The following is a 25,127-nucleotide window of genomic DNA, read 5'->3' as shown; positions in this document are numbered from 1 at the left end:
GTGGCGTGGACCACCGGATAACGGCCCTTATAACGGCCAGAAAGTCGCCATCCGAGGGATAGTGGCCCTTAAAAGGACCGTTATGGTGCGCGTCAATCCGCGTCCGGCTTCAGCCACCCGATCCGCCCCTGCCCCGATTCATTCAAGCCGGCGACGAAGGCATCGGCCGCCGTCTCCGGCAGCCGCAGCGTGATGTCCACCAGCGCTCCGTGCGCGACCTCGACCAGCTCGGCCCCGGCCTTCTCCGCCTCGCGGCGCAGCAGGCCTTCCTGCGCATAGGGCAGGGTGCAGCGCAGCGTCCTCAGGCGCACCATCGGCACCTTCTCCGCCTGGAGCAGCGCCTGCGCCACCGCGTCCGTGTAGGCCCGCACCAGCCCGCCCGCCCCCAGCTTCACGCCGCCGAAGTAGCGCACCACCGTGGCCAGCACCCCGTCCAGGTCCTGATGACGAAGCACCTCCAGCATCGGCCGGCCGGCGGTGCCGCCGGGCTCGCCGTCGTCGTTGGCGGCGGACTGCCCGCCTGCCATCAGCGCCCAGCACACGTGCGCCGCGCCGGGATGCGCCGCCCGCAGCTGCTCGACGCGGGCCAGCGCCGCCGCGCGATCGGGCACCGACTCCACGCATCCGATGAAACGGCTCTTCTTGACGATCAGTTCGGCGTGGACCGGGGCAGCGAGACTCGAGGGCATGGGCGCGATTGTCGATGCCCGCGCCGGGGGTCAGGGCGTCTCGGACAGATCGCCCAAGTGGCGCTTCTTGATCGCCTCCAGCGTGCCGTCGCGCTGCATCTCGTCGATCGCGTGATGCATGCGATCACGGTCCTCCTGCGCGATCCGCTGCCGCGACAGCGCCAGCGCGCCGATGCTGCGCTCTTGCGGCGCGTATGAAAGCGCCGTGAACTCGCCGAATGCCGGATCAGCGCGGCGCGCCGTCGCCAGGCTGTGCGCGCCCAGCACCAGCGCATCCGCGCGGCCGGCCTTGAACACGCGCAACGCGGTCGGCTGATCGGGCGCCTCGACGACGCGACCCTGCACTCGCATGCGGGTGATCCAGTCCTCCACCGTGGGGGTGAAGACGTAGCCCCGCACCACGATCACGCGCCGCGCGCGGTCGGCCAGGAATGCCGCCGGTGTCGTCAGCGCCGCGGCCAGCGCGGGCTTCATCAGCACGTACTGGCGCGACTCGATGTAGGGGATGAACTCGACCAGCAGCGCGCGCTCCTTCGTCGGCAGTGCGGAGACCGTCATGTCGATCTGCCCCGAAGCGATCTGCGCCCAGATCCGCACACGCGATTCGGTGCGCGGCTGCAGCCGGCAGCCGGTGCGGCGGATGAGCTCGTCCACCACGTCCTTGTCGATGCCGGCCCACTGGCCGCGCGCGTCGCGGTAGTAGAGCGAGCTGTACTCGTACAGGCCGACCGAGTACGGCCCGCAGGCCGACGCGGCTGGTGCTGCAGCCACGCCCACGGCCAGCGCGATGGCGGCGATCCAGGTCCTCAACGATCTCTCCCCCGGAGGTCGGAGCCCCCTCTGGCGGATGAGCATACGCCCGGTGTTCCGGGCCGGAGCACCCCGAGAGCAAGGGGGCTGAGATAATCCCGCCCATGCTGAAGTTCGAACTGCTCAAGACCGAGGGCCGCGCCCGTCGCGGCGTCATGACGCTCAATCATGGGGTCGTGCAGACGCCCATCTTCATGCCGGTGGGCACCTACGGCACGGTCAAGGGCGTGATGCCGCGCTCGCTCGAGGAGATGGGCGCGCAGATCATCCTGGGCAACACCTTCCACCTGTGGATGCGGCCGGGCCTGGACATCATGAAGCAGTTCGGCGGCCTGCATCGGTTCGAGAGCTGGGACAAGCCCATCCTCACCGACTCGGGCGGCTTCCAGGTCTGGTCGCTGGGCGAGATGCGCAAGATCAGCGAGGAGGGCGTCAAGTTCGCCTCGCCGGTGAACGGGGACAAGCTGTTCCTGACGCCGGAGATCTCCATGCAGATCCAGACCATCCTCAACAGCGACATCGTCATGCAATTCGACGAGTGCACGCCGTATGAGAGCAAGGGCGTCCTGACCACCGAGAAAGAAGCCCGGCTGTCGATGGAGATGAGCCTGCGCTGGGCCAAGCGCTGCCAGGACGAGTTTGCGCGACTCGAGAACCCGAACGCGCTGTTCGGCATCGTCCAGGGCGGCATGTTCGAGAACCTGCGCGACGTGTCGCTGGCGGGGCTCAAGGAGCTGGACCTGCCGGGCTACGCGATCGGCGGCCTGTCGGTGGGCGAGCCCAAGGCCGACATGCTGCGGGTGCTGGATCACATCGCGCATCAGCTGCCGGACAACAAGCCGCGCTACCTGATGGGCGTCGGCACGCCGGAGGATCTGGTCGAGGGCGTGCGTCAGGGCGTGGACATGTTCGACTGCGTCATGCCCACGCGCAATGCGCGCAACGGCCATCTGTTCACCCGCTTCGGCGACCTGCGCCTGCGCAACGCGCGCTACAAGGCCGATGAAAAGCCGGTCGACGAGACGTGCAGCTGCTACTGCTGCGCCAACTTCAGCCGCGCCTATCTGCATCACCTGGACCGCTGCGGCGAGATGCTCGGCCCGATGCTGACCAGCGTGCACAACCTGCATTACTACCTCAACCTCATGAAAGAGGTCCGCGAGTCGCTGGACGCCGGCGACTTCGAGGGCTTCCGGCAGCGCTTCCTCGCGGATCGCGCGCGCGGGATCTGAGGTCGCGCGGGCCCTCGTTCAAGACGGCCCGCAACCGGCTTTAGCGCCGACGCGATGCCGGCTTTCCCGGCGCGGGCTTCATGGGCCTCTAAGCCGACGCGTGTGAAGATGGCGCGATGCTGAAGCTGCTCATCGCGCCGTTTCGCTGGCTGATCCGCGTCATCCTTGCCGTCGTCATCCTCTTCGAGGAATGGGGCTGGGAGCCGTTGCAGCGCGCGATGGCCGCCATCGGCCGGCTGCCGGTGTTCCGGCACATCGAGGCCGTCGTGAGGCGGCTTCCCCCGTATCTCGCGCTGATCGTCTTCTTCCTGCCCGGGCTGCTGCTGCTGCCGATCAAGCTGGCGGCGGTGTGGCTGATCGGGATCGGCAAGCCGGGCATGGGCCTGGCGGTGATCGTGCTGGCCAAGCTGGTCGGCACGGCGGTGGTGGCGCGGATCTTCGCGCTCACGCATCCGGCGTTGATGACGCTGCCCTGGTTCGCGCGGCTCTATGCGCGCTGGACGGTGTGGAAGCAAGGGCTGCTCGCCTGGGTCCGCGGCAGCGCGGCGTGGCGCACCGCGCGGACGATCAAGCTCAGGATCAAGCGCGCGTTGCGGCGGGGCGTGCGCGGCGGCGCACGATGACGGCTGGAAGCAACGCCTGACCCCAGCAAGCGGAAGACCTCCTTGCGGAGGCCTTCGCTGCTCATGCGTTCACGGCTTGTGCCTTCGCGGCTTATGCCTTGGCGGGTTGCGCGGTCACCCCATCCGCCGTTCCCAGCAACGCCGCCACCCGCTCCCTCAGCAGCTCCGGCGTCACGTCCTTCGCTGGGATCGGCGCGCCCGCCACCAGACCGACGCGCGAGAACATCCCGCGCCGGAACGGCCGCACCATCGCCTGCCCCTGCTCCACGCGCGAGAAGTACGAGCCCCACAGGTTCTGCAGCGCCATCGGCACGACCGGCATGTCGGGGTGGTTCTCCACCAGCTTCATGACGCCGCCCTTGAAAGGCTGCAGCGTGCCGTCGCGGGTGATGCCGCCCTCGGGGAAGATGCAGACGATCTCGTCGTCGTCCAGCACCGCGCGCGCGGCGGCGAAGGCGGCCTCGTAGGTCGCCGGGTCTTCCTTCTGGGGCGCGATCGGGATGGCCTTGGCCAGCTTGAACATCCAGCCCAGCACCGGGAGGCGGAAGATCCGATGGTCCATCAGGAAGCGGATCGGACGCGGGCTCGCGGCCATCAGCAGCACCGCGTCGACGAAGCTCACGTGGTTGCAGACCAGCACCGCCGCGCCCTGCGTCGGGATGTGATGGTCGCCGCTCAGGCGGAAGCGGTAGACCAGGCGCGAGACGATGAAGGCGATGAAGCGCAGCAGGTACTCGGGCACGACCAGGAAGATGTAGAACGCCACCACCGCGTTGGCCACGCCCACCGTCAGGAACAGCTCCGGGATGGAGAAACCCGCCCCCAGCAGCGCCCCCGCCAGGATCGAGCTCGCGATCATGAACAGCGCGTTGAGGATGTTGTTGGCCGCGATGATGCGAGCGCGGTGCGAGGGCTGCGCGCGCATCTGGATCAGCGCGTACATCGGCACGCTGTACAGGCCGGCGAAGAGCGCCAGCAGCGCCAGATCCGCCAGCACGCGCCAGTGGGCGTGCTGCGCCAGGAACTGGCCGACGCCCAGCGTGTTCGCGGGCGGCAGGCCGCGCGAGGCGAAGTACAGGTCGATGGCGAAGATGCTCATGCCGATCGCGCCCAGCGGCACCAGGCCGATCTCGACATGGCGGCGCGACAGCACCTCGCACAGCAGCGAGCCCACGCCGATGCCCACCGAGAACACCATCAGCAGCAGCGAAGCGACGTGCTCGTCGCCATGCAGCACTTCCTTGGCGAAGGACGGGAAGTTGGCCAGGAACACCGCGCCGAAGAACCACATCCACGAGATGCCCAGCAGCGAGCGGAACACCGCCAGCTGACCGTGGGCCAGCTTCAGGTTGCGCCAGGTCTCGGTGATCGGGTTCCAGTTGATGGCCAGATTGGGATCGGTGGACGGGCTGGCCGGGATGGCCTGCGCCGTCAGCCGGCCCAGCACCGCGACCACCACGCAGGCGATGGCCACGTGCTGGGGGCCGACGATGGGCGTGGCCACCAGCAGGCCGCCGGCCAGGTTGCCCAGCAGGATGGAGACGAAGGTGCCCATCTCCACCATGCCGTTGCCGCCGGTGATCTCGCGATCGTCCAGGTGCTGGGGCAGATAGGCGTACTTCACCGGTCCGAACAGCGTCGAGTGCAGCCCCATCAGGAACACGCAGCTCAGCAGCACCGGCACGTTGACCGCGTAGAAGCCGAAGGCGGCGAGCGCCATGATGACGATCTCCAGGCTCTTGACCAGCCGCATCAGCCGCGCCTTGTCGTACTTGTCGGCGAGCTGGCCGCTGGTGGCCGAGAACAGCACGAACGGCAGGATGAACAGCGCGCCGATCGCCAGTCCCGCCTGCTTGGGCGGCAGCCAGCTCAGGTTGAGCTGGTAGGTCACCAGCACGGTGAAGGCGAACTTGAACAGGTTGTCGTTGCCCGCGCCGAGGAACTGCGTCCAGAAGAAGGGCGCGAATCGGCGCTGCCCGAGCAGGGCGAACTGGCTGGTGTGGGAGGGGTCGCTCATGGAGGGCTCTTGATGGGCTCGTGAGGAACTGGTGATGGGCTCGTGGAGGGCGTTCAGGGGGCCTTGACCGTCTGCGCGGCCTGGCCCTGGCCGCTGCGGACCAACCAGCTGAAGATGGAATCGGCGGTGGTCGTGTCGATGTGGCCGGCGAAGCGGCGCGCCGAGGGGTGGTCGTCGAAGGCGACATTGGCCATGCCGATGCGCGCGCCCAAGCGCTTCGCGGTGGACAGCCGCAGGTCGGTGGGCGTGTAACCCTGGCGGCGCAGCCAGGCCTGCGCCTGCGGCCGGTTGAAGACCTCGCGCGGCGCGGCCGCGGCGGCCAGCGTTTCCAGCGCCCACTGATTGCTCTGCTGGTACTCGGTCGACCAGGGGTAGGCCACCATGTTGTAGGGGCTGGTGTGCAGCGCGGCGGCGCGGGCGTTCTCGCGCAGCATCGGCAGCAGCGCTTCCTGCAACTCGGGCTTGAGCACCGCATACGCGGCCTCGTAGCGGACCGGGTTGTCCATGAAGAACTCGCCCAGCCCCTGGCGGTAGAGGTCGGCCACCGCGGTGCCGCACTGGTTGAGCTTGTGCATCACGCGCCAGACCGGCTTGGCCTCGGAGCTGCCGCCCTGATCGCCGCCCAGGGTGTCTCGATAGACGAAGCCCACATGCGACCAGCGCAGGCCGTACTCGCTCAGGTCCTGGCCGGCGCGTGCCAGCAGCACGACCTGGGCGCCGCTGCGGTCCAGCGCCTCGGCAGTGGCCTGCGCGAGGTTCATCCCTTGGCGGATCTGGGCCAGCGTCGGCTTCTTGTCCTCGCAGGGACGGCCGGCGTGGGCGGGCGTCGTGGCCAGCAACGCGAACGAGACGATCAGCGCCGCCGCCGCGAGCTGGCTCCGGTTTCGGGTCCGACCCTGAACCCGCGGCGGGATCCGCATGACGCGCGCGGCGCTCATCGCAGGACCCGGTCCTTCTCGGTGACCCGCTCGTTGTAGAGCAACGAGGCGCCGATCTCGTTCGGGATGAAGGCGACGGCCTCGCTCGCGGCGGACAGCACGTAGCCGGTGCTGATCGCGGTCACGACGATGGCCGTGCCGACCGAGGCCGCGGCGCCGGAGAGCACCTTGCCGGAGAACTCGACGCTGAGGCGCACGCCGTCGGAGGCGCGCTCCAGCACCCAGACGGTGCCGCGGGCGGTGCTCTCGACGGCGACGACGACGAAGGCCGCGCCGCCGACCAGCACCGCGGACGGCGCCACCACCGAGATCGCGACCGGCACCGCCGACAGCGCGGCGCTGGCGTCGCTCGGGCCGCCGTGGGCCAGGGCCGGGGCACTCGCGCCGAAGGCCAGGGCGGCGGCGGTCAGCAGGCTGAGGACAGAGGCACGGGGTCGCATGGCGGTACTCCTTGGGATCGATTCGATCGGCTCAGGTGTCGGACTCGAGGTCGGATCAGAAAGGGGACGGAAACTCGGGCGGACGGCGCTGTCGGCGCTCATTCGGCGGCGGCCAGGGCGGCGGCGTCGCGGTGGGCCTCGCGGCGGCCCTGCAGGCGGGCGTCGGCGAGGTCGGCCTCATGGGCGTCGCGCAGCATCTTGGCCAGGGTGAACACGTTGGAGATCAGGTAGAGCCAGCACACCAGCAGGTAGGACTTCCAGACCGGCTGGATCTCCATGCGCCACAGGCCCCAGGCGGTCAGCGCCATCGCCAGGCCGAAGCCGGCCCACACGACCAGGCCCCACATCGGGGTGTCGCTGCGGGTGGCCTGGTTGTCGCGGATGTACTTGGACAGGGCGAAGGCGGCGGACAGGCAGAAGACGTAGCCCATGACCATGAAGGCGCGATCCAGGTAGGCGCCGGGCAGCCAGGCCAGGCCGATGGCGCACAGCGCGACGCTGATGCCGAAGGAGATCCACACCTGGAGGCGCCAGGCTTTGGTGTCGCGCTGGATGCGGGCGGGGTGGGTGGTCATGATGCTGTTCCTCCTGAGGGCCGGTCGGTCGACCGGCGGGTTGCCGGGGTTCATCGCCCCGGGTTGTTCTTGCCGGAAGCGATGGCGTGACTGTCGCCGCGACCCCTTGCCCGGCCCGTTCTTTTCGCGGCGAGTATCGCCGGGCGACAGGGGCGGTATCGATCCCTGCTACCCCGGGGTGCGGCGGGTCTCGGCGAGCGCTCCGGCGGCACCGATGCCACCGGCGGCGAAGTGCCGCGCGGTCGCATACACGGGAGCACCCAATGCATGCCCCTGCCAGCGGACCGATCGCTTGAGGGCGAGATCAAACATCAAGGGGTGGTGGCCCCGCAAGGCCTCCAAAGGGGCGAGATGACCTTCGTCCAGCACCCCCGCCCGGACGAGTTGCGACAGCCGGACCAGCGGCACCACCCCCGGCAGCGGGTAGTCGGAGCCGTGCAGCAGGCGCTCGTGCCAGTCCTGGCGGCGCAGCACGGTGCGCCAGACCTCGGGCCGCCGGTTGAACTGGAACATCGCCGAGACGTCGCCCAGCAGCAGACCGGTCCAGGCGGGCTCGTCCATCAGCCGCGCGAACAGCTCGAAGGCCTGGGCGGGGCGAGGGCGCGGCTGGTCCAGGTCCATGGCCAGCCCCAGCGAGGCGCAGTGGGCCGCGATCACCCGCACGCCGTGGCGCAGCGGCTCGCGCAGCAGCAGCGGGTTGCCCAGGTCCTGGCGATCGGCGCCGGGGACGGCGTGCTCCTCGCCGCAATGGACGATCAGCGGCAGGCGCGCGGCGGCCAGCCGGTCGTAGAAGGGACGCAGGCGCGGGTCGCGCAGGTCGATGGCCATGCTGCTGGGGAGCCACTTCAGCGCCAGGGCGCCCCCGGCGATGGCGCGGTCCAGGCGCTGGAGCGCGTCCTCGCGATGGGGGTGGATGCTCGCGACCCAGCCGAAGCGGTCGGGGCGCTGCGCGGCGACGGCGCGGGCATAGGCGTCGGGGACGTGGAAGGTGGTCCAGTCGGGGCGGCGACGTCCGGTGTCGTCGACCGCCTCGTCGAAGGCGAAGAGCAGCCAGCGCGCGCCGGTCGGGAAGGCATCGGCCAGCGCGGTGAGCCGGCGCACGTAGGCGCGGTCGATGTCGGCGGCGGCGATGTCCGGCCCGCCGACGCACGCGCCGTTGAGGATCGCGTGCTTGCGGGCGAGCTCCATCGGATGCCACCACTGCGACAGCGAGGGCGCGATCCAGCAGCCCGAGCCCGAGTCGCCCGTGCCGATCAGATGGGCGTGCACGTCCCAGAGCTGGGTCGGGTCCAGGCCGTCCCAGATGCGGGCGAGCCAGTCGGGATCGACGCCGGGAATCGGCGGCGTGGGGTGGCCGCAGGGATTGCGCCAGGGGCTGGCGTCGGCGGCGAGCGCGCCGGCCGTGAGCGCGCTGAAGAGACCGGCCGCTGCGGCGGCGCCGCAGCACAGGAGATGACGTCGTCGGAGCATGGCCGTCGGCGGGAGAGTGGGGACGGCGCGATCCTCGTGAGCGCGTCGCCGCGTGCGGCCAAGCGACCCGCGCGGTATCGCGAGGAGGACCGGGCGGTATCGTTTGACGCTACCGGCGCGGCGAGTTGCGCTAAGGTGCCGCCCCATGGCCAGCACCCAATCCCTGATCGACCTCATCAAGTCGGAACTCAAGCAATCCGGCGTCAGCTACGCGCAGCTGGCGAAGGCGCTGGACCTGTCCGAGTCCAGCGTGAAGCGCATGTTCGCCTCGGGCGGCGAGATGCCGCTGTCGCGCATCGACGAGATCTGCCGGGTGCTCAAGACGGATTTCGCGGAGCTCTCGCAGCGCCTGACGCAATCTCAGCCGCTGCGCAGCGAGCTCACGCTGCAGCAGGAGCGCGAGGTGGTCGCCGACGAGAAGCTGCTGCTGACGGCGATCTGCTGTCTGAGCCAATGGAGCTTCGAGCAGATCGTCTCGACCTACCGCATGAGCGAGGCCGATGCGACGCGGGCGCTGGCGCAGCTGGACCGGCTGGGCATCATCGAGCTAAGGCCGCTCAATCGCTATCGCCTGCAGGTCGCCAAGACCTTCCGCTGGCGGCCGCAGGGCCCGGTGATGAGCTTCTTCCGCGACCACGTGATGCAGGACTTCTTCGGCGGCGGCTTCGACGGGGACGGGGAGCTGCTGATGCTGGTCCACGGCCAGCTCAGCCCCGGCATGGCGCGCGAGCTGCGCGACCGATTGCAACGTGTCGCCGAGGACTTCGCGCGCCAGCATCTGCTGGATCAGCGGCTGCCGGATGAGGAGAAGCGTCAGTTCACGCTGGTCATGGGCATGCGCTGCTGGCTGTTCGAGCGGTTCAAGCACTTGCAGCGGCCGTCGGGGGTGGTGAAGGCGATAAGGCGATGAGTTGCTCAAGTAGCCGTTGGACCACGTCGGAGACTGGAACTTCGTGAGCTAGGCCAGCTGCAAGCCTGTCTTCCCGCTCTTCGGCAAGGCGAAACCATTCAGCCTCCACGATCTCGGAATCTCTGCTCACGTCTTGCTCCTGGCATGAAAGGAAGCAGCATCGGCCATGGTCGCCTTCGAGTCTCTGACCTACTTTTTGGTCACCAGAACTCCCACCGACCCGAATAGACCACCCAGATCCCCAGCGCCCCGTTCGTCACCGCATGCGCGATGACGGCCGTCCACAGCTTGCCGGTGCGCTGGTAGAGATACGCGTAGGCCGCGCCGGCCACGATGGCCGCCAGCCACAGCGTGTGCGCGAGCATGAAGACGAAGGTCGAGATCACCAGCGCCCGCAGGCCCGCCGCGCGCGGGTCGACCGTCTCGAACTGCGGGCTCGCGATCCAGCGCATCAGGAAGCTGCGCCAGAACAGCTCCTCCATCACCGGCACCAGCAGCGCCGCGCCCAGCCAGCGGATCACGATCAGCGCCCAGTCCGGGCGGCCGTCCGCGGTCATCGGAACGAAGGCGGCGGTGGGCTCGCCCAGCTGCATCCAGGGCGCGTCCAGCGAGATCCACAAGCCAAAGACCACCAGCCCCACGACGACGCTCAGACCCGCCTCGCCCAAGCTCGGGTGGTTCTGCCGGGCGAGCTCCCCGTAACCGCGCCAGTACCAAGCCAGCGCGCCGCCGACCACCACCAGATTCAGCCCGTAGAGCCAGCGCGCGTCCACGCCCCAGTCGTTGGGCTCCGGCACCGCGCCCCGCAGCGCGAGCAGCAGCATGAAGAGGGCGAACGGGACGATGCGGGCCCAGGCGGCTTGACTCAACGGCATCCGGCGAATGTACCGGCGGCCCGTGAATCGATCATGCGGACAAGGCCTGACCCTCGGCGCGATTTGTCGGAACCTTGTCCGCGAACGCGTGGCGCAGCGCGTCGATCGCATGACGGACCTTGGCCGGCTGCGCGTCGCGCTGCGGCGTCATGACGTGCACGGGGAGCACCGGCAGCGACCAGCCCGGCAGCAGCGGCAGCAGCCGCCCTTGGCCCTGCGCCTCGTCCACGTCCTCCGGGCTGAGCATCGCCAGCCCCATGCCCGCCTCGCACAGCTGCTGCAGGCTGAGCTGGTTGTTGCTGCTGGCGCGCGGCGTCACCCGCAGCAGCTCCTCGCGGCCGTCGGGGCCGCGCAGCGGCAGCGGCTTGGGCGCGTTGGCGTCCGAGCGCAAAGCCAGCCAGTCGTGCCGGGTCAGCTCCTCCATTGACGTCGGCACGCCGCGCCGCGCTAGGTAAGCGGGCGCCGCATACAGGCCGACGGACTTGACGCCGATGCGCTGCGCGACCCAGCTGCTGTCGGGCAGCCGGCCGAATCGCACCGCCAGGTCGATGCGCTTGGCCACCAGGTCGGTGAAGCCGTCGTCGACCTCCAGATGCAGGCTCATCGCGGGATGGGCCGACAGCAGCGGCGCCAGCGCTGGCCCGATCTGCCGCGCCGAGCCCACCGGCGCGCTGATGCGCAGCTCCCCCTCGGGTGCGTCGCGCAGGTGGTGGAGCTGGGTTTGCGCCTCGCGCGCCGCGGCCAGCATCGCTTGGCAGCCCTGGACGAAGCGCTCGCCCGCCGGCGTCAGGCTGATGCGGCGCGTCGAGCGGTGCAGCAGCGTCACGCCCATGTCGCGCTCCAGCGCCCGCAGCTGCTGGCTCACCGCCGAGGTCGTCGTCTGCAGCTGCCGCGCCGCCGCCACCAGGCTGCCCTGTTCCACGACGGTCGCCAGCACCGCCATCCGCCGCAATTGGTCCAGCATCGCTTGATTGTGTAGATCAGCTAAAGAATGAAAGCCGATTCTGAGGACTTCTGCGGAGATTGTGAAGTTTCTACAGTTCACCCCATTGTTGAACCCGTCTCCTCCTCATCTCTCCTTGAAAGGAACTCTCATGAAAGTCGCCCTGATCGGCCCCACCGGATTCGTCGGCAGCGCCGTGCTGAAGGAACTGCTGTCCCGCGGTCATGAGGTCGTCGCCCTGGCGCGCGATCCGTCCAAGCTGGAAGCCCGCGCCGGCCTGACCGTGGTGAAGGCCGATGCCAAGCAGGCGGACCAGGTCGCCGCCGCGGTGAAGGGCACGGACGCCGTGGTCAGCGCCTACAACCCGGGCTGGTCGGTGGCGGACATCCACACCGAGTTCCTGGACGGCACCCGCGCCATCTATGACGGCGTGAAGCGCGCCGAGGTGAAGCGCCTGCTGGTGGTCGGCGGCGCCGGCAGCCTGTACGCCGCGCCCGGCCTGCAGATCGTCGACACGCCGGAATTCCCGGAGCAATGGAAGCAGGGCGCGCTGGCCGCGCGCGAGGCGCTGAACCTGATCCGCCTGGAGAGCTCGCTGGACTGGACCTTCCTGTCGCCGGCCGTGCACCTGGAGCCGGGCGAGCGCCGCGGCAGCTACCGCGTCAGCCTGGACACGCCGGTGATGGATGCCAACGGCCCGGCCCATGTGTCGACCGCCGACCTGGCCGTCGCCATCGTCGACGAGCTGGAACGCCCGCAGCACATCCGCCGCCGTTTCACGGTCGGCTATTGATGGATCGGCGGCCGGCTTGGCTCAAGCGCTCTGCTGTTCCAGCAGGTAGTTGGCGTCGTCGTACTGGCCCAGGGCGTCGACCAGCGTGGGCAGGCACTCGGCCAGCTTGTCGTGCAGCGTGAAGGGCGGGTTCACGACGAACATGCCGCTGCCCATCATCCCGAAGCCGCGCTCATCGGCCTGCGCCACGGTCAGCCGCACATGCAGCCAGCCCTTCTTGGCGACGGGCTCCGAAGCGGACTTGAGCCGCTGCACCAGCTGGGCCGATTCCACCGTCTGCAGCTGCGGATACCAGATCGCGATCGTGCCGTCGGCGAAGCGTTGCAGGCCTTCGCGCAGCGCGGCGACGACCTTGCCGTAGTCGGCCTTGATCTCATAGGGCGGGTCGATCAGCACCACGCCGCGGCGCGAGGGCGGCGGCAGCTCGGCCTTGAGCGAGGCGAAGCCGTCCTGCATCAGCACCTGCGTCTGGGGCCGGTCCTCCAGATAGCTGGCGAGGATGCGATGGTCGGTGGGGTGCAGCTCGTAGCAGCGCAGGCGGTCCTGGTCGCGCATCAGGAAGCGCGCGATGGCGGGGGAGCCGGGGTATTGCTCGAGCTTCTTGCCCGGGTTGAAGTCGTGCACCAGCTGGACGTATTGCTGGAGCGGCTCGGGCAGGTCGGTGCGGCCGTAGAGCGAGGCGATGCCGCCGGCGTGCTCGGCGTTCTTCTGGGCGTAGCGGCCGTCCAGGGCGTAGCCGCCAGCGCCGGCATGGGTGTCCACCACGGTGTAGGCCTTGTCCTTCTCGCCCATGTAGCGGAGGACCTCGGCCAGCACCAGGTGTTTGAGCACGTCGGCGTGGTTGCCGGCGTGGAAAGCGTGTCGGTAAGCGAGCATGGGCGGGACTGTACCTGCCCAAGGCCGCTCACACCTGAAACGCGCCCGGCGAGTACGCCGTCCCCGCCGGCACTTCCTTGAGCCCGCAGGGGTGTTGGTACTGCATCGCCGGCCGCAGCGACTGCCCGTCCACCGCGCCCGGATCCACCGCCCGGCCGATCAGCGGCGAGCCCGGTCGCAGCCGGAAGTCGTAGCGGTCCGCGTCGACGAAGGCGTCCAGTCCGACGAAGTAGTTGTGGTGCTGCTCGCGGTCGGGACCGGCCGGCAGCTCCTGCTTCCCGTGCAGCAGGTTGTTGATCAGCCGCAGCGCCTGCGCCGGACGCCCCATGCGCAGATAGACGCCGCCCTGCGGCCGCCGGTCCACCAGCGTGTTGTTGATCAGGTGCAGCTCGTTGCGCGGATGCGAGAGCCCCTCGCCCGCGTAGCCGATCAGATGGAAGTTCTCCGTCGTCGGGCTCTGCTGGATCACGTTGCCCATCACCAGCGCCAGACCGCCGATGGGGAACTCCAGCTCGAAGCTCGCGCGGCCGGTCTCGTCGGTGAGGCGGTTGTAGAAGATGTGGTTCACCGCCGCCCGCGTCTTCAGCAGGTGGCCGCTGGAGCCGTGGTGGAAGTAGCTGCCCAGCACGGTCAACTTCGCGATCGCGCCGACGTAGCAGTTGTGCGTGTGGCCGTCGCCCGGCGCGATCGCGCCGAAATCGCAGGACTCGATGAGCAGCTCGATGCTGCCGTCGTTGGCGGCCAGCAGGCCGTTCTCGTTGTCCTGGAAGCGGCAGTCGCGCAGCGTCAGAGAGCCCCGCTCCAGCCGCACACCCGCGCCGTTGCGGTCGGGCACCTTGGCGCCGATGAAGTCCAGACCTTCGATGGTCATGCGCTTGCCGCTGGTGACGAAGATGCCCTTGCCCTGCGCATGCGCGCCGTTGGCGGGGATGCGCACCCGGCCGCCGACGGCCTTCAACGTCAGGTCGTCCTGGGTCCAGACGGCGACATCGCCCGGGTACTCGCCGGCCTGGATCTCGAGGGTCATGCCGGGCTTGGCCTGCGCGGCGGCGGCGGCCAGCGTCTTCACCGGATGGTCCCGGCCGACCTTCAGCACGGGCCTGGACCCGCCTTGCGCGAGCGCCGCCGGCATCCAGGGCGTCAGAGAGAGCCCGGCGCCGGCGAGCAGCAGACGGCGTCGGCGTGATGCCGGGTCGTCATGAGGCGAGGGGAGGACCCGATCGGGCACGGTACCGGACATCTGAAAACTCCCGGGAAGTCGCTGAGCGCGGGGCCGGGCGAGTGTAGCCATGCGGCCGGTCGCGCCGGTGACGCCCGGCCAAGGCCCCAGCCGGCGTCCGGGCTGTCGCCTACGCGCAGCGGCGGGCGGGGCATCTCGCTAAGCTGCGCGCCATGACTTCCGGCCCGGTCCGCCCGCGCGGGCCGGCGCCTCCCCTCAACACCGCATTCCTGAACCAAACATGCCCAGTCTCTTCGACCCCTTGCAAGTCGGCGCCGTGTCGCTGGCCAACCGCATCGTGATGGCTCCGCTGACGCGCAACCGCTCCGTCGGTCTCGTGCCCGGCCCGCTGGCCGTCGAGTACTACCGCCAGCGCGCCAGCGCCGGTCTCATCATCAGCGAAGGCGCCCAGATCGCCCCCGAGGGTCAGGGCTACCTCGACACCCCGGGGATCTACTCGCCCGAGCAGACCGCCGCCTGGAAGCAGGTCACCGACGCGGTCCATGAAGCCGGCGGCAAGATCGCGGTGCAGCTGTGGCATGTGGGCCGCATCTCGCATGCGGACTTCCAGCCCGACGGCGGCAAGCCGCTGTCGTCCACCGACCGGCAAGCCAACAGCAAGACCTTCACCCAGGCCGGCTTTGTCGACGTGGCCGCGCCGCGCGCGCTGACGCTCGAAGAGCTGCCCGGCATCGTCCAGTCCTACGTGCACGCGGCGAAGTCAGCGATGGCGGCGGGCTTCGACGCGGTCGAGGTGCACGGCGCCAACGGCTATCTGCTGGACCAGTTCCTGCGCGACAGCATCAACGATCGCAAGGACGCCTATGGCGGCTCCATCCAGAACCGCGCGCGTTTGCTGCTGGAAGTGATGAAGGCCATCGCCGACGGCATCGGCGCGGACCGCACCGGCCTGCGCCTGTCGCCGGTCACGCCGGTGAACGACGCCGGGCAGGACAGCGATGCGCAAGCGCTGTTCAACTACGTCGTCGAGCAGCTGGCGCCGCTGCAGCTGGCCTTCCTGCATGTCATCGAAGGCCAGACCGGCGGTCCGCGCGACATCGCGCCCTTCGACTATGACGCGCTGCGCGAGCGCTTCAAGGGCGTGTACATCGCCAACAACGGCTACACCCGCGAGATGGCGATCGACGCCGTCGCCAAGGGCCATGCGGATGCGGTGGCCTTTGGGCGCAGCTTCATCTCGAATCCGGATCTGGTGCGCCGGCTCAAGCTCAATGCGCCGCTGCAGAAGGCCCATTCGGCCACGATGTATGGCGGCGGCGCCGAGGGATACACGGACTATCCGGCGCTGGCGGACTGAGCGCGTCGAAGACCCTCTCCCCAGCCCTCTCCCGCAAGCGGGCGAGGGAGCCGCACAGTGCGCTGTCAATCGCGGCGCGCGGTCCTTGTTCGCTCCCTCTCCCGCAGGGCGGGAGAGGGCGGGGGAGAGGGTGGGAGCGTGGCAGTACGCGACCGCCGATGGCCGCCGCCAGGGTCAGTCCTTGCCCTTCATCTTCGAGCGGAAGATCTCCGCCACGGAGACCTCGCGCGGCCCGGGTCGCACGGTGAAGGACTGCCCGGCGGCGATGCTGCCGGGCTGCCTCACCGCCAGATAGAACCCGCACCAGCCGCTCTGCGACATCATCTTCACCGCCTTGTTGAAGCCCATCGCCCCGTTGAACTTGAAGCACGGGTAGCGCGGCTCGCTGATCGCGAGCTCGCAGTCGGGGAAGACCAGCACGTCGCCGATGTAGGCGTCGCCCTCCAGCAACCCGCTCAGGCTGAGGTTCTCGCCCATCGCGCCCCAGGCCAGCGGCTCCTCCCAGCCCGCCACCTGCGCCTGCGCGCGCACCGTGCGCCAGAACTCGTAATGCTCGCTGGGATAGGCGTAGACCGCCTTGGACAGCCCGCCGTGCACGCTCAGGTCCGCTTGCTCGTCGCCCTCGATGCCGAGCGGCTTGACGGCCAGCGCGCCCGAAGCGGGACGCTTGCGGATGCCGGTCAGGACTTCGCGGCCGCCGATCAGCATCGGCTCGGCGCGGGCGGTGTTAAGGCTCAGGACTTGCATCGGGCGATTCTCCCGCAGTCGAGCGGAAGCTCGCCGGCGCGGTGATCTGCGAATCGCTCCGGTAATGCCGCAGCGCCTCGCGCGCGTCGGCCAGCGCGATGGCCTGATCGCGCTCGCGCTGCAGCGTCTCCAGCGCGAAGGACAGGTCGCCCGCCATCTCGTCCATCAGCCCCAGCACCTGCGGATCGAAGAAATCCGGCTCGCCCGCCAGCACGCTGAGCGCGCCGACGATCTCGCCGCAACGGCGCAGCGGGAAGGCCGCCATCGATTCCACGCCCGGTGGAATCACCGGCGCGCCGGGGACGACCAGCGTCGGATCCTGCGGCGCGCGGTTGCTGACCTGATGCACCCCGCCGATGACGGCGCGCGTCGCCATCGAGGCCCGCGCGAACGGCGACTCGCGCGGCCAGCGCCGCGGCGCGCCGGGGATCAATCGGTCGGCGGCGCCGGATTCCGCGACCCGTTCGAACTCGTCGCCGTCCACCAGCACGATGGACGCGAAGCGCGCATGGCCGGTCTCCACGCAGATGCGGCAGATGTCCTCGAACAGGTGCTGCTCGGCCCGGGCGTCGGTCAGCGCCTGTGCCTCACGCCGGATGATCAGCTGATTCGTCTTGGACAGCGCGATGTAGAGCTGCTGCAGCCGCAGCCGCGAGGCGTCGCCGGCGCGGCGTTCCTCGTCGTAGCGGGACCAGACCAGACAGATCAGCACGCCGCACACGACGGCGGACAGCAGCACCAGCAGCAGGCCCAGGCGTGCCGCGTCGGTGGTGGTCTCCTGCGCGCGCTCGGTGTCGATGCGGGCCTGGCTGAGCTGGAAGGCGATGAGCTCGTCGAGCAGGCGCATCACCGTGAGACGGCGCTGGTTGAGCTCGCGCAGCAAATCGGGGGTCGGGCCGCCGGTCTGGGCCAGTGCGGCCCACATCTGATCGAGCTGCGGTTGCAGCCGGGCAATGAGCGCCTGTTCCGGCGGCGTCATGCGGGTGGTGAGATAGCGGCTCCAGGCTTGGCGCGTGCCGTCGATGACGCGTCGGGCACCGTCGCTCATGCGGGCGGTGTCTGGCTCCTGCGCCATCGAGATCAGCAGCGAGCCCAACTGCTGCGCGCCGAGGACCTGCTCAATCTCGCGCAGCTGGTCGACGGGCACGAGGCGGTCGTCGTAGAGCGACTGCGCGATGCGCGCGGCCTGGCGCGACTGCCACCAGCCCAGCAAGGCCGACGCGGTGACCAGCGCGAGCACCAGCCCGAGCACGAGCAGCAGACGGACGCGGATGGACGGGCCGGTCGGAGCGGACATGGAAGGCGGGGGGCGGGCAGCGAGGTGGACGGACTCGGAGCCCGGCGGGCTTGCCCGGGCACAGGGGCCGAGCATAGGCGCAATTCGCACGCGGTCCGATCCCCGAGGCGGTGGGGAGGCGTGGTGCGTCCTCTGAACAGAGGAGCGGATCCCGGACATGACGACGCCGCGGCGCGTGGGGCACGCCGCGGCGTCGGGGGATCCCCGTCAGGGGATCGTCGGGAGCGTGGCCGGGATCAGCCGCCGCGACGCAGCATCACCGCGCGGACGCTGGTGGGCGCCACGCCGGTCTGCTGCTTGAGCGCGCTCAGGGCGAGCGCGGCGACCAGGTCGTCGCTCAGCGCTGCGGCGGCGTCAGGGGCTTGCACCCGCAGCGTGCCGTCGGCCATCAGCACGACGTCCAGCGTCGTCGAGCGGCCGCCGTCCAGCGCCACCGAGGCGCGCACCTGGCGGGTGACGCCGGTGGACGTGCGGTCGGTGGCCGGGACCGGCTGTTGCAGCGGCTTGAGCGCCAGGCTGTCGCCCAGGTCGTCGACGCGGAACATGCCCAGCGGCTGCAGCACCGGCTCGCCCCTGTCGGCGTAGACCGGGAGCTGGCTCTGACGCGCCTGGTCGTAGGCCGGGGCGTCGACCGCCAGGCTGACCTGTCCGTTGCCGCTCAGCGTCTGCTCCAGGCTCAGGCTGGCCAGCGCGACGCCGGTGTTGCCTTGGCCGGCGCCATTGCCATTGCCGTTGCCGTTGCCGTTGCCCGCACCGTTGGCGTCGCCGCCCGCGGTGTTGGCATTGCCGTTGCCAGCGGTATTGCCGCCGTTCGCGCCGGTGTTGCCCCCGTTGCCCGATCCGTTGGACGGGCCGCTGCCGTTGGCGCCATTGGCCCCGTTGCTCGCGCCGTTGGCGGAGCCATTGCCGTCCAGGCCGCCGACGCCATTGCCAGGGGAGCCATTGCCAGCGGAGCGATTGCCGCTGCCACTGCTGTTGGCGCCGTTGCCAGCGCCCGTGCCCGTGCCGTTCGCGTTGCCACTCGTGCCGTTGCCGTTACCGGCCAGACCGGTGCCATTGCCACCGATGCTGCCCGTGCCGGCGTTCGCGCCGTTGCCGTTGCCGGAACCGGTGCCCAGGTCGCCCAGGGCGACCGTGCCGCCGGTGTTGCCCGACGGGCCCGCCGCGACCGAGGCCACGGTGCTGCCCGCGCCGCCGCCGTTGCCGCCGTTGCCGGTGGGCACGTTGGCGGTCTTGGAGCCGCTGTTGCCGTCACCGCCTTGGGTGCCGTTGCCGCCCACCGGCAGACTGACCAGGCCGTCGACCGCCGGCGGCGTGACCAGCGGGGTCACCGCGCCGGTCGACGTCACCTGCGTGGTGTCGAGCTTGTAGTTGCCCGCGTCCGCGCCTTGCAGCTGCAGCTGCACGTTCACCGTCTTGCCGTTGCCGACGTAAGGCGAATCGAAGTTGCCGCTGCCCTTCACGCTGACCTGATCGCCGGCCAGCACGCCTTGCGGCGCCCCGGTGACGACGGTCGCCGAGGTGCCGCCGTTGAAGGTCGCGCCCACGACGGACACCGTCGGCGCCTGAATCGTGCGGGCGGTGATGTCGCCGGTCGACTGCTTGGAGCCGGTGGCCAGCTGATAGTTGCCCGCATCCGCGCCGGTCAGGCCCAGCTTCACATCGACCGCCTTGCCGGTGCCGGCGTTCTTGTCGCTGTACTGGCCCGAGGCCGCCACGATCAGGTCATCGCCCGCGACGGCGCCGACGGCGCCGCCCGTGGTGACCGATGCGTCGCGCGTACCGTCATAGACCTTGCCGGCCACGGTGATCGCGTTCACGTCCACCGTCTTCGGCGTGATCGAGGCCGTCTTGCCGGTCGGGTTGGCGATCGTGTAGTTGCCCGCGTCGGCTCCCTTCAGCGCCAGCTGCACGTCGACCGCCTTGTCCTTGCCGGCATTCTTGTCGGCGAACTGACCCGAAGCCGAGACGCCCAGGTCGTCGCCCGCCACGATGCCGGTGGTGCCGGACGTGGTGACCGACGCGCCGCGCGTGCCGTCGTAGACCTTGTCGCCGACGGTGACCGAGCCGATGCCCAGGGCCTTCGGCGTGATCGAGGCGGTCTGACCCGTCGGGTTCGCGATCGTGTAGTTGCCTGCGTCCGCGCCGCTCAGCGAAAGCTGAACATCGACGGACTTGCCGTTGCCGGCATTCTTGTCGGCGAACTGACCCGAAGCCGAGACGCCCAGGTCGTCGCCCGCCACGATGCCCGTGGTGCCGGACGTGGTGACCGACGCGCCGCGCGTGCCGTCATAGACCTTGTCGCCGACCGTGACCGAACCGATGCCCAGGGCCTTCGGCGTGATCGAGGCAGTCTGACCCGTCGGGTTCGCGATCGTGTAGTTGCCTGCGTCAGCGCCGCTCAGCGCCAGCTGGACGTCGACCGACTTGCCGTTGCCGGCATTCTTGTCGGCGAACTGACCCGAAGCCGAGACGCCCAGGTGGTCGCCCGCCACGATGCCGGTGGTGCCGGACGTGGTGACCGACGCGCCGCGCGTGCCGTCATAGACCTTGTCGCTGACGACCACCGAGCCGATGCCCAGGGCCTTCGGCGTGATCGAGGCCGTGGTGCCGGTCGGGTTCGCGATCGTGTAGTTGCCCGCATCCGCGCCGCTCAGCGAGAGCTGGACGTCGACCGACTTGCCGTTGCCGGCATTCTTGTCGGCGAACTGACCCGAAGCCGAGACGCCCAGGTCGTCGCCCGCCACGATGCCGGTGGTACCGGAGGTCGTGACCGACGCGCCACGCGTGCCGTCGTAGACCTTGTCGCTGACGACGACCGAGCCGATGCCCAGACCCTTCGGCGTGATCGCCGCCGTCGCGCCGGCGCCGGTGTCCAGCACGTAGTTGGCCGCGTCCGAACCCGTCAGCGACAGACCCGTCACATCGACCGCCTTGGCGGTGCCGGCGTTCTTGTCCACGAAATGCACCGAGCCCGACAGCGCCGCGTCGTCGCCGCTCACCAGTCCGGTGAAGCCGCCGCCGTTGAGCTGCGCCGAGGTCGTGCCGTCGTAGACCTTGTCCTGCACCGAGCCGACCGCCGTCACCGTCTTGGGCGTGACCACGCCGACTGCTGCGCTCGCGGTCGTCGAGGCCAGGCGGTAGCCGTAGACCGCCGTGCCGCCGTTGGCTGCGTCGTTGATCACCACGCCGCTGAGGCTCACCGTCTTGCCGGTGCCGACGTTTTTGTTGTCGTAGCTTGCGCTGCCGCCCGCGCCGACGCCCAGGTGCACGACGTCGCCGTCGATTGCGCCGCTGGCTTGCAGCGCGCTCGTGTCCACCGTCGCCGTGGCGTTGCCGTCATAGACCTTGGTCACCGGACCCGTCAGCGTCAGATTCAAGGTCGGCGCGACCGTGTACAGGAAGCCGTTGCCGGTGCCCAGCACGGCGCTGCCGTAGCCCGCGTCGTACTGCTTGAAGTCAGCGCCCAGACCGCCGCGGGTGTCGTTCAGCGGCGAGGTGGAGTAGACCTGCCAGGCGCCGTTGTTGCCGACCTGCAGCGCCGTCGCACCTGCCTGGTTGATGAAGTTGCGACCGGCGACCAGCACCGTACCGCGCGCCGCGCCGCCGACGTTGTCGGCGGTGACGGCTTGTTGCAGGGTCAGGTCGGAGCTCGCGCCGATGGCGGCCAGCTGCACGGTGCCGCCGGTATGCACGCCGGACAGCCCGTCCACGGTGCCGACGGTCAGCGCGCGGTCCGCGACCAGCGTCAGCGAGCCCACGTCCGCCGCCAGCTGGTTGATGTGCTGGTTCGCATTCAGCGCCGCAGTGCCGCTGCTGCGCAGCGCCAGGGCGTTGGCGGTGATGGCCGCGTTGCCGCTGATGCCCGCGCCGCTACGGTCGTCCAGCGAGACCGTGCCGGTGGCCGTCATCGACTGAGCGACGTTGATGCCGCCTGCGCCGGCGCGCACCAGCAGACCGCCGGTGGTGACGCCGATGCTGCCAGCCTGGTTCCAGGTGTTGCCCAGCAGCTCCAGTCGGCCACCGACGTTCACGGCGACCGTGCCGGTCACGTTCAGCGCGCGGTCCGAGGCATCCACGCGAAGCGTGTTCACGCCGTTGAAGACGGACAGCATGTTGTTCGTGATGTCGGCCGAGGTGCCGCCGACCGTGGTCTGCGCGGCCGAGCCGGCGGCCTGGAACACCACCGTCGCCAGCGAGCCGTTGCTGCTCGCCGGGCTGCCGGTGGTGATCCAGGTCGGGGCCTTCAGCGTCAGCTTGGCGGCCGTGCCGGTGAAGTTCACCGGACCGCCCAGCATCAGCGCGCCGATGCCCGAGTCCAGCGTCACGTCCGCGCCGTTGCGCAGCGTCAGGCCGCTCAGCGAGTCGACCGTGCCGGTCGCGAAGCCGCCGGCGGCCGGTTGGCGGATCAGCGTCGTGCCGCCGGTGTCCAGTGCCAACTTGCCGAAGTTGAAGGTGTCGTCGGTCAGCGTCGCGCCGCCGCCGGCGGTCACGGCCAGGTTGGCCGCGGCCACGCCGCCGTCCACGCCGATGACCTTGCCGCCGCTCTTGAGGTGGACGGTCGTGGCGTTGGTGGTGATGTCGCTGTCGAAGACCAGATCGCCGCCGTCGACGCGGCCAATCTCCAGCGAGGCCGCGTTGACCTGGCCGATCGAGGCGCTGCTCAGCCCGCCGCCCAGGTGCAGCTCGTTGCCGGCCGTCATCTGGCGGATCGTGACCTTGCCGTTGCCGCCGTTGGCGGTGACCGCCTTGGACAGCGAGACGTTGTCGCCGGTCAGCGTGACGTTGCCGGTGGTGTTGGTCAGCGTGCCCGCGGAGATGTCGATGTTGCGATCGACCAGCTCGAAGCTGCCCGATGCATTGAACGAGAAGTTGCTGGCCACGCTGATCGTGCCGGTGCCGTCGGCGCGACCGATGGTCAGGTTCTTGATGCCAGGGAGCTTGGCCAGCGTGGCCGCCGACGCGAAGCCGTTGGCGTCGCCCAGCACCATGTTGGTCGCGGCATTGGCCGGCTCCAGGCGCAGCGAGGCGGTGCTGAGGTTGCTCAGCGTGGCCGAGCCCCAGTCCACCTTGTCCGCGCGCAGCGTCAGCACACCGGTCCCGGTGTCCAGGTTCAGGTTCACCGCGCCGAAGCGGATCGTGCCGTCGGTGTAGATGCTGGCGCCGCCCTTCATGGTGAAGGCGGTGTTGATGTCGATGTCGCCGGTGGCGTTGATCTGGCCGGCCAGGGTCTTGGGACCGTTCGGGCCGGTGCCGCCCGGGTAGGTGCCGGTCTCTCGATCAAAGAACAGACGACCGGTGCCCACGTTGATGGCGCCGTTCATGGTGATGCCGCCGGAGCCGGACGCCAGATAGACGTTGCCGCCGTTGGACGTGATGGGCGCGTTCAGCGTGAAGGAGCCGCCGGTGCCGGAGTCCGCGTCCGCCCACAGCCGCACGTACCCGCCTTGCGTGGTGACGCTGCCGCCGATGGTGATGCCGTTGGCGCCGAACACGGTGATCGTGCCGCGCTGCACCGCACCGGGGGTGGCGGTAGTGAGGTCGTAGGTGGGCAGCGCGCCGGAAGGATTGCTGCCCGTGCCGGTGGCCACGAGGTGGGGCACGTTGATGACGGACGCGCTTGCGCCGTTGATCAGGTCCGAGCCGCTCGAGTTCCAGTTCGAAGCGATCAGCAGGATGCCCGCATTGCCGTTGACGCGGATGGTGTCGGTCTTCTGCTCGAAGCGGATCACGCCGATCTTGTCGCGCGGGTCCGATCCCCGTTGACCGCCGCGTCCGGCGACCACGGTCAGGCTGACGCCGTCCTTCAGATCCAGGATGCCATCGGTGCTGCCGGTGGCCTTCAGGTCCTTGAAGGTCACGTCGGTGGTGGCTTCCAGGATGATGTTGGCGAGCTGCGACTCCAGGTCCTTCTCATAGACCACCGAGCCGTTGATCGCGCCGGTGCCGGATCCGCCGCCGCGCACCTCCAGCGTGGCCGGGTCCAGCAGCAGGTCGCCGGTGTTGCCCTTGGCCGCACGGCCGTCGGCCACGCCGCTGTAGTTCAGCTGCTCCTTGCCGGAGACTTCCATGCGGCCGCCGTTGCCGCCCTGGTCGCCGCCGCGCGCCTCGACGCGCCCGGCGAACTGGGTCTGGCCGTCCGACCAGGCCACCACTTCGCCGCCGTTCCCATTGACCGTGCCGTTGGCGCTGAGCTTGGACGCGGCGTCGACGCTGACGCTCTTCGCATTGATCAGGCTGGCGTCGTTCCCTTGCCAGCCGCCGCCCACGTGGATTTGACCGCCGCCGGTGGCGCCGCTGGCGTCCAGGGTCGCGCCGCGCAGCGTGATGTCGCCGCCGGTGACGCGGATGTCGCCGCCCTGACCTTGCGCGGACGTGGCGTCCAGCCGGCCGGTGATGTTGACCTGGCCCTGCTCGCCGCCGTCCAGAACGATGCGGCCGCCTTGGGCGCTCAGGCCCTTGGCCTCGATCACGCCGTCCATGTTGATGACGCTGGCGCGCAGCGCGCTCGCGCTGGGGGCGCTCAGCACGACCTTGTCGCCCTGGATCAGGCCTTGCTGCGACAGCTCGGCATCCAGGGCCGCCTGGTCGACCTGGACCTGCAACAGGCCGTCGCCGGAGAAGTCCAGCGAGACCGACTGACCCGCGGCCATTGCCACCTGACCGGCGCTGATGCTGCCGGTGTTCACCACCGAGGCGCCCAGCAGCGCGACCACGCCGTCGGCGCGGATAGCGCCCTCATTGCGGACCTGTGCCGCGCTGGTGCCGGTGAAACGCGCGCGGCCGGCCAGGAAGTCGGCGTCGCTGACGTTGAGCGTGCTGGCCACCAGGCCGCTGACGTTGACCGTCGCGCCCTTGCCGAAGACCACGCCGCTGTTGTTGACCAGCCAGACCTGACCGTTGGCGGACAGGTCGCCGAAGATCTGGCTGGGCGCGCCGCCGGTGACGCGGTTCAGCGCCACGGCGTCGGCGCCGGTCTGGTTGAAGCGCACCGAGGCATTGCTGCCGATGTCGAAGCTGTTCCAGTTGACGATCAGCTTGTTGGTGGTCTGGTCGATGCGCAGCTGGGAGCCCTGCTGCGACATCGCCGCCTGACCGGCTGTCACCTGCGCGCCTGTCGGCAAGGCCCCGGGGTCCAGCGCGAAGGCCGGGCCGGCCAGGGCCGCCGCGGCGGCGCCGACGATGGAAGCCGCCATCGCGCGGCGGACGGTGCCGCCGGTGCGCTTGCCGCGGCCGCGGGCGAATTCAGGCACCGCCACGAAGGCGCCGCAGATCTCGTTCCAGACGAGTCGATAGCTGTGGTTCAACGATCCCATGATGTGTTCTCTCTGAGGTGAGGGGCAGAAGGGACCGGG

General features: G+C 69.9%; 19 protein-coding genes. 5 read left to right on the top strand and 14 right to left on the bottom strand.

Translation table 11 applies throughout. From position 1 onward, the window contains the following. Nucleotides 1–92: 92 nt before the first annotated feature. Nucleotides 93–689: a YigZ family protein gene (locus tag ABDW59_RS20330; protein ID WP_343632502.1), complete on the bottom strand. Its 597-nt coding sequence runs from the start codon at nt 687–689 to the stop codon at nt 93–95. A gap of 30 nt (nt 690–719) precedes the next feature. Beyond that, nucleotides 720–1,499, bottom strand: coding sequence for a transporter substrate-binding domain-containing protein (locus tag ABDW59_RS20325; protein ID WP_343632500.1), 780 nt, complete (start codon nt 1,497–1,499; stop codon nt 720–722). 104 nt (nt 1,500–1,603) lie between these two features. Here ABDW59_RS20325 and tgt point away from each other — a divergent pair, with 104 nt between their 5' ends. Both tgt and ABDW59_RS20315 read left to right on the top strand, forming a co-directional pair. Further along, nucleotides 1,604–2,731: a tRNA guanosine(34) transglycosylase Tgt gene (gene tgt / locus ABDW59_RS20320; RefSeq protein ID WP_343632498.1), complete on the top strand. Its 1,128-nt coding sequence runs from the start codon at nt 1,604–1,606 to the stop codon at nt 2,729–2,731. A gap of 116 nt (nt 2,732–2,847) precedes the next feature. Then, nucleotides 2,848–3,354 carry a hypothetical protein gene (locus ABDW59_RS20315; protein WP_343632496.1) on the top strand — a complete coding sequence of 169 codons (507 nt, stop codon included), beginning with the start codon at nt 2,848–2,850 and terminating at the stop codon, nt 3,352–3,354. A 91-nt stretch (nt 3,355–3,445) separates the two neighbouring features. On the opposite strand, the gene ABDW59_RS20310 is transcribed toward ABDW59_RS20315, so the two are convergent. From ABDW59_RS20310 to ABDW59_RS20290, 5 genes are all read right to left on the bottom strand, one after another. Further along, complete coding sequence (locus tag ABDW59_RS20310) at nt 3,446–5,371, bottom strand: MFS transporter (protein ID WP_343632494.1); 1,926 nt, start codon at nt 5,369–5,371, stop codon at nt 3,446–3,448. A 53-nt stretch (nt 5,372–5,424) separates the two neighbouring features. Continuing rightward, nucleotides 5,425–6,309: a DUF2145 domain-containing protein gene (locus ABDW59_RS20305; protein ID WP_343632492.1), complete on the bottom strand. Its 885-nt coding sequence runs from the start codon at nt 6,307–6,309 to the stop codon at nt 5,425–5,427. Further along, complete coding sequence (locus ABDW59_RS20300; RefSeq protein ID WP_343632490.1) at nt 6,306–6,749, bottom strand: hypothetical protein; 444 nt, start codon at nt 6,747–6,749, stop codon at nt 6,306–6,308. The genes ABDW59_RS20305 and ABDW59_RS20300 overlap by 4 nt, the downstream gene beginning before the upstream one ends. 98 nt (nt 6,750–6,847) lie before the next feature. Continuing rightward, nucleotides 6,848–7,324, bottom strand: coding sequence for a YiaA/YiaB family inner membrane protein (locus ABDW59_RS20295; RefSeq protein ID WP_343632488.1), 477 nt, complete (start codon nt 7,322–7,324; stop codon nt 6,848–6,850). A 168-nt stretch (nt 7,325–7,492) separates the two neighbouring features. After that, entirely contained in the window at nt 7,493–8,794 is a 1,302-nt protein-coding gene (locus tag ABDW59_RS20290) for an amidohydrolase family protein (protein ID WP_343632486.1), read from the bottom strand. 145 nt (nt 8,795–8,939) lie between these two features. On the opposite strand from ABDW59_RS20290, the gene ABDW59_RS20285 reads away from it, so the two are divergent. Continuing rightward, nucleotides 8,940–9,704 (top strand): helix-turn-helix transcriptional regulator, encoded by a 765-nt coding sequence (locus tag ABDW59_RS20285; RefSeq protein ID WP_343632484.1) that lies wholly within the window; start codon nt 8,940–8,942, stop codon nt 9,702–9,704. Nucleotides 9,705–9,904: 200 nt separating this feature from the next. Here ABDW59_RS20285 and ABDW59_RS20280 read toward each other — a convergent pair whose 3' ends face one another. Together ABDW59_RS20280 and ABDW59_RS20275 are read right to left on the bottom strand one after the other, a co-directional pair. Then, the gene (locus ABDW59_RS20280) at nt 9,905–10,579 is read right to left on the bottom strand and encodes a CAAX prenyl protease-related protein (protein ID WP_343632482.1); all 675 of its coding nucleotides are present in this window, start codon (nt 10,577–10,579) and stop codon (nt 9,905–9,907) included. Nucleotides 10,580–10,610: 31 nt separating this feature from the next. After that, nucleotides 10,611–11,543, bottom strand: a complete 933-nt coding sequence (locus ABDW59_RS20275; RefSeq protein ID WP_343632481.1) for a LysR family transcriptional regulator — start codon at nt 11,541–11,543, stop codon at nt 10,611–10,613. A gap of 130 nt (nt 11,544–11,673) precedes the next feature. Here ABDW59_RS20275 and ABDW59_RS20270 point away from each other — a divergent pair, with 130 nt between their 5' ends. Further along, nucleotides 11,674–12,315, top strand: a complete 642-nt coding sequence (locus ABDW59_RS20270; protein WP_343632479.1) for an NAD(P)-dependent oxidoreductase — start codon at nt 11,674–11,676, stop codon at nt 12,313–12,315. Nucleotides 12,316–12,336: 21 nt separating this feature from the next. Here ABDW59_RS20270 and rlmJ read toward each other — a convergent pair whose 3' ends face one another. Then, the gene (gene rlmJ, locus ABDW59_RS20265; RefSeq protein ID WP_343632477.1) at nt 12,337–13,191 is read right to left on the bottom strand and encodes a 23S rRNA (adenine(2030)-N(6))-methyltransferase RlmJ; all 855 of its coding nucleotides are present in this window, start codon (nt 13,189–13,191) and stop codon (nt 12,337–12,339) included. Nucleotides 13,192–13,219: 28 nt separating this feature from the next. After that, nucleotides 13,220–14,431 carry a right-handed parallel beta-helix repeat-containing protein gene (locus ABDW59_RS20260; protein ID WP_343632475.1) on the bottom strand — a complete coding sequence of 404 codons (1,212 nt, stop codon included), beginning with the start codon at nt 14,429–14,431 and terminating at the stop codon, nt 13,220–13,222. 220 nt (nt 14,432–14,651) lie between these two features. Between ABDW59_RS20260 and ABDW59_RS20255 the strand changes: the two genes are divergently transcribed. Continuing rightward, nucleotides 14,652–15,728 carry an alkene reductase gene (locus ABDW59_RS20255; RefSeq protein WP_343632473.1) on the top strand — a complete coding sequence of 359 codons (1,077 nt, stop codon included), beginning with the start codon at nt 14,652–14,654 and terminating at the stop codon, nt 15,726–15,728. A gap of 174 nt (nt 15,729–15,902) precedes the next feature. Here ABDW59_RS20255 and ABDW59_RS20250 read toward each other — a convergent pair whose 3' ends face one another. The 3 genes from ABDW59_RS20250 to ABDW59_RS20240 form a co-directional block, all read right to left on the bottom strand. Continuing rightward, on the bottom strand, nt 15,903–16,475 hold the full coding sequence (locus ABDW59_RS20250) for an MOSC domain-containing protein (RefSeq protein WP_343632471.1): 573 nt from the start codon (nt 16,473–16,475) through the stop codon (nt 15,903–15,905). Next, nucleotides 16,456–17,772, bottom strand: a complete 1,317-nt coding sequence (locus tag ABDW59_RS20245; RefSeq protein ID WP_343632469.1) for a GAF domain-containing protein — start codon at nt 17,770–17,772, stop codon at nt 16,456–16,458. Before ABDW59_RS20245 ends, ABDW59_RS20250 begins: the two co-directional genes overlap by 20 nt. Before the next feature lie 236 nt (nt 17,773–18,008). Continuing rightward, nucleotides 18,009–25,088, bottom strand: coding sequence for a YDG domain-containing protein (locus tag ABDW59_RS20240; protein WP_343632466.1), 7,080 nt, complete (start codon nt 25,086–25,088; stop codon nt 18,009–18,011). Nucleotides 25,089–25,127: the final 39 nt, after the last annotated feature.

It is taken from the genome of Roseateles sp. (assembly GCF_039595295.1).
GTDB lineage: Bacteria > Pseudomonadota > Gammaproteobacteria > Burkholderiales > Burkholderiaceae_C > Roseateles.
Note: the sequence above shows the minus strand (reverse complement) of the source record. Positions and strands in the feature narration are given on the sequence as shown.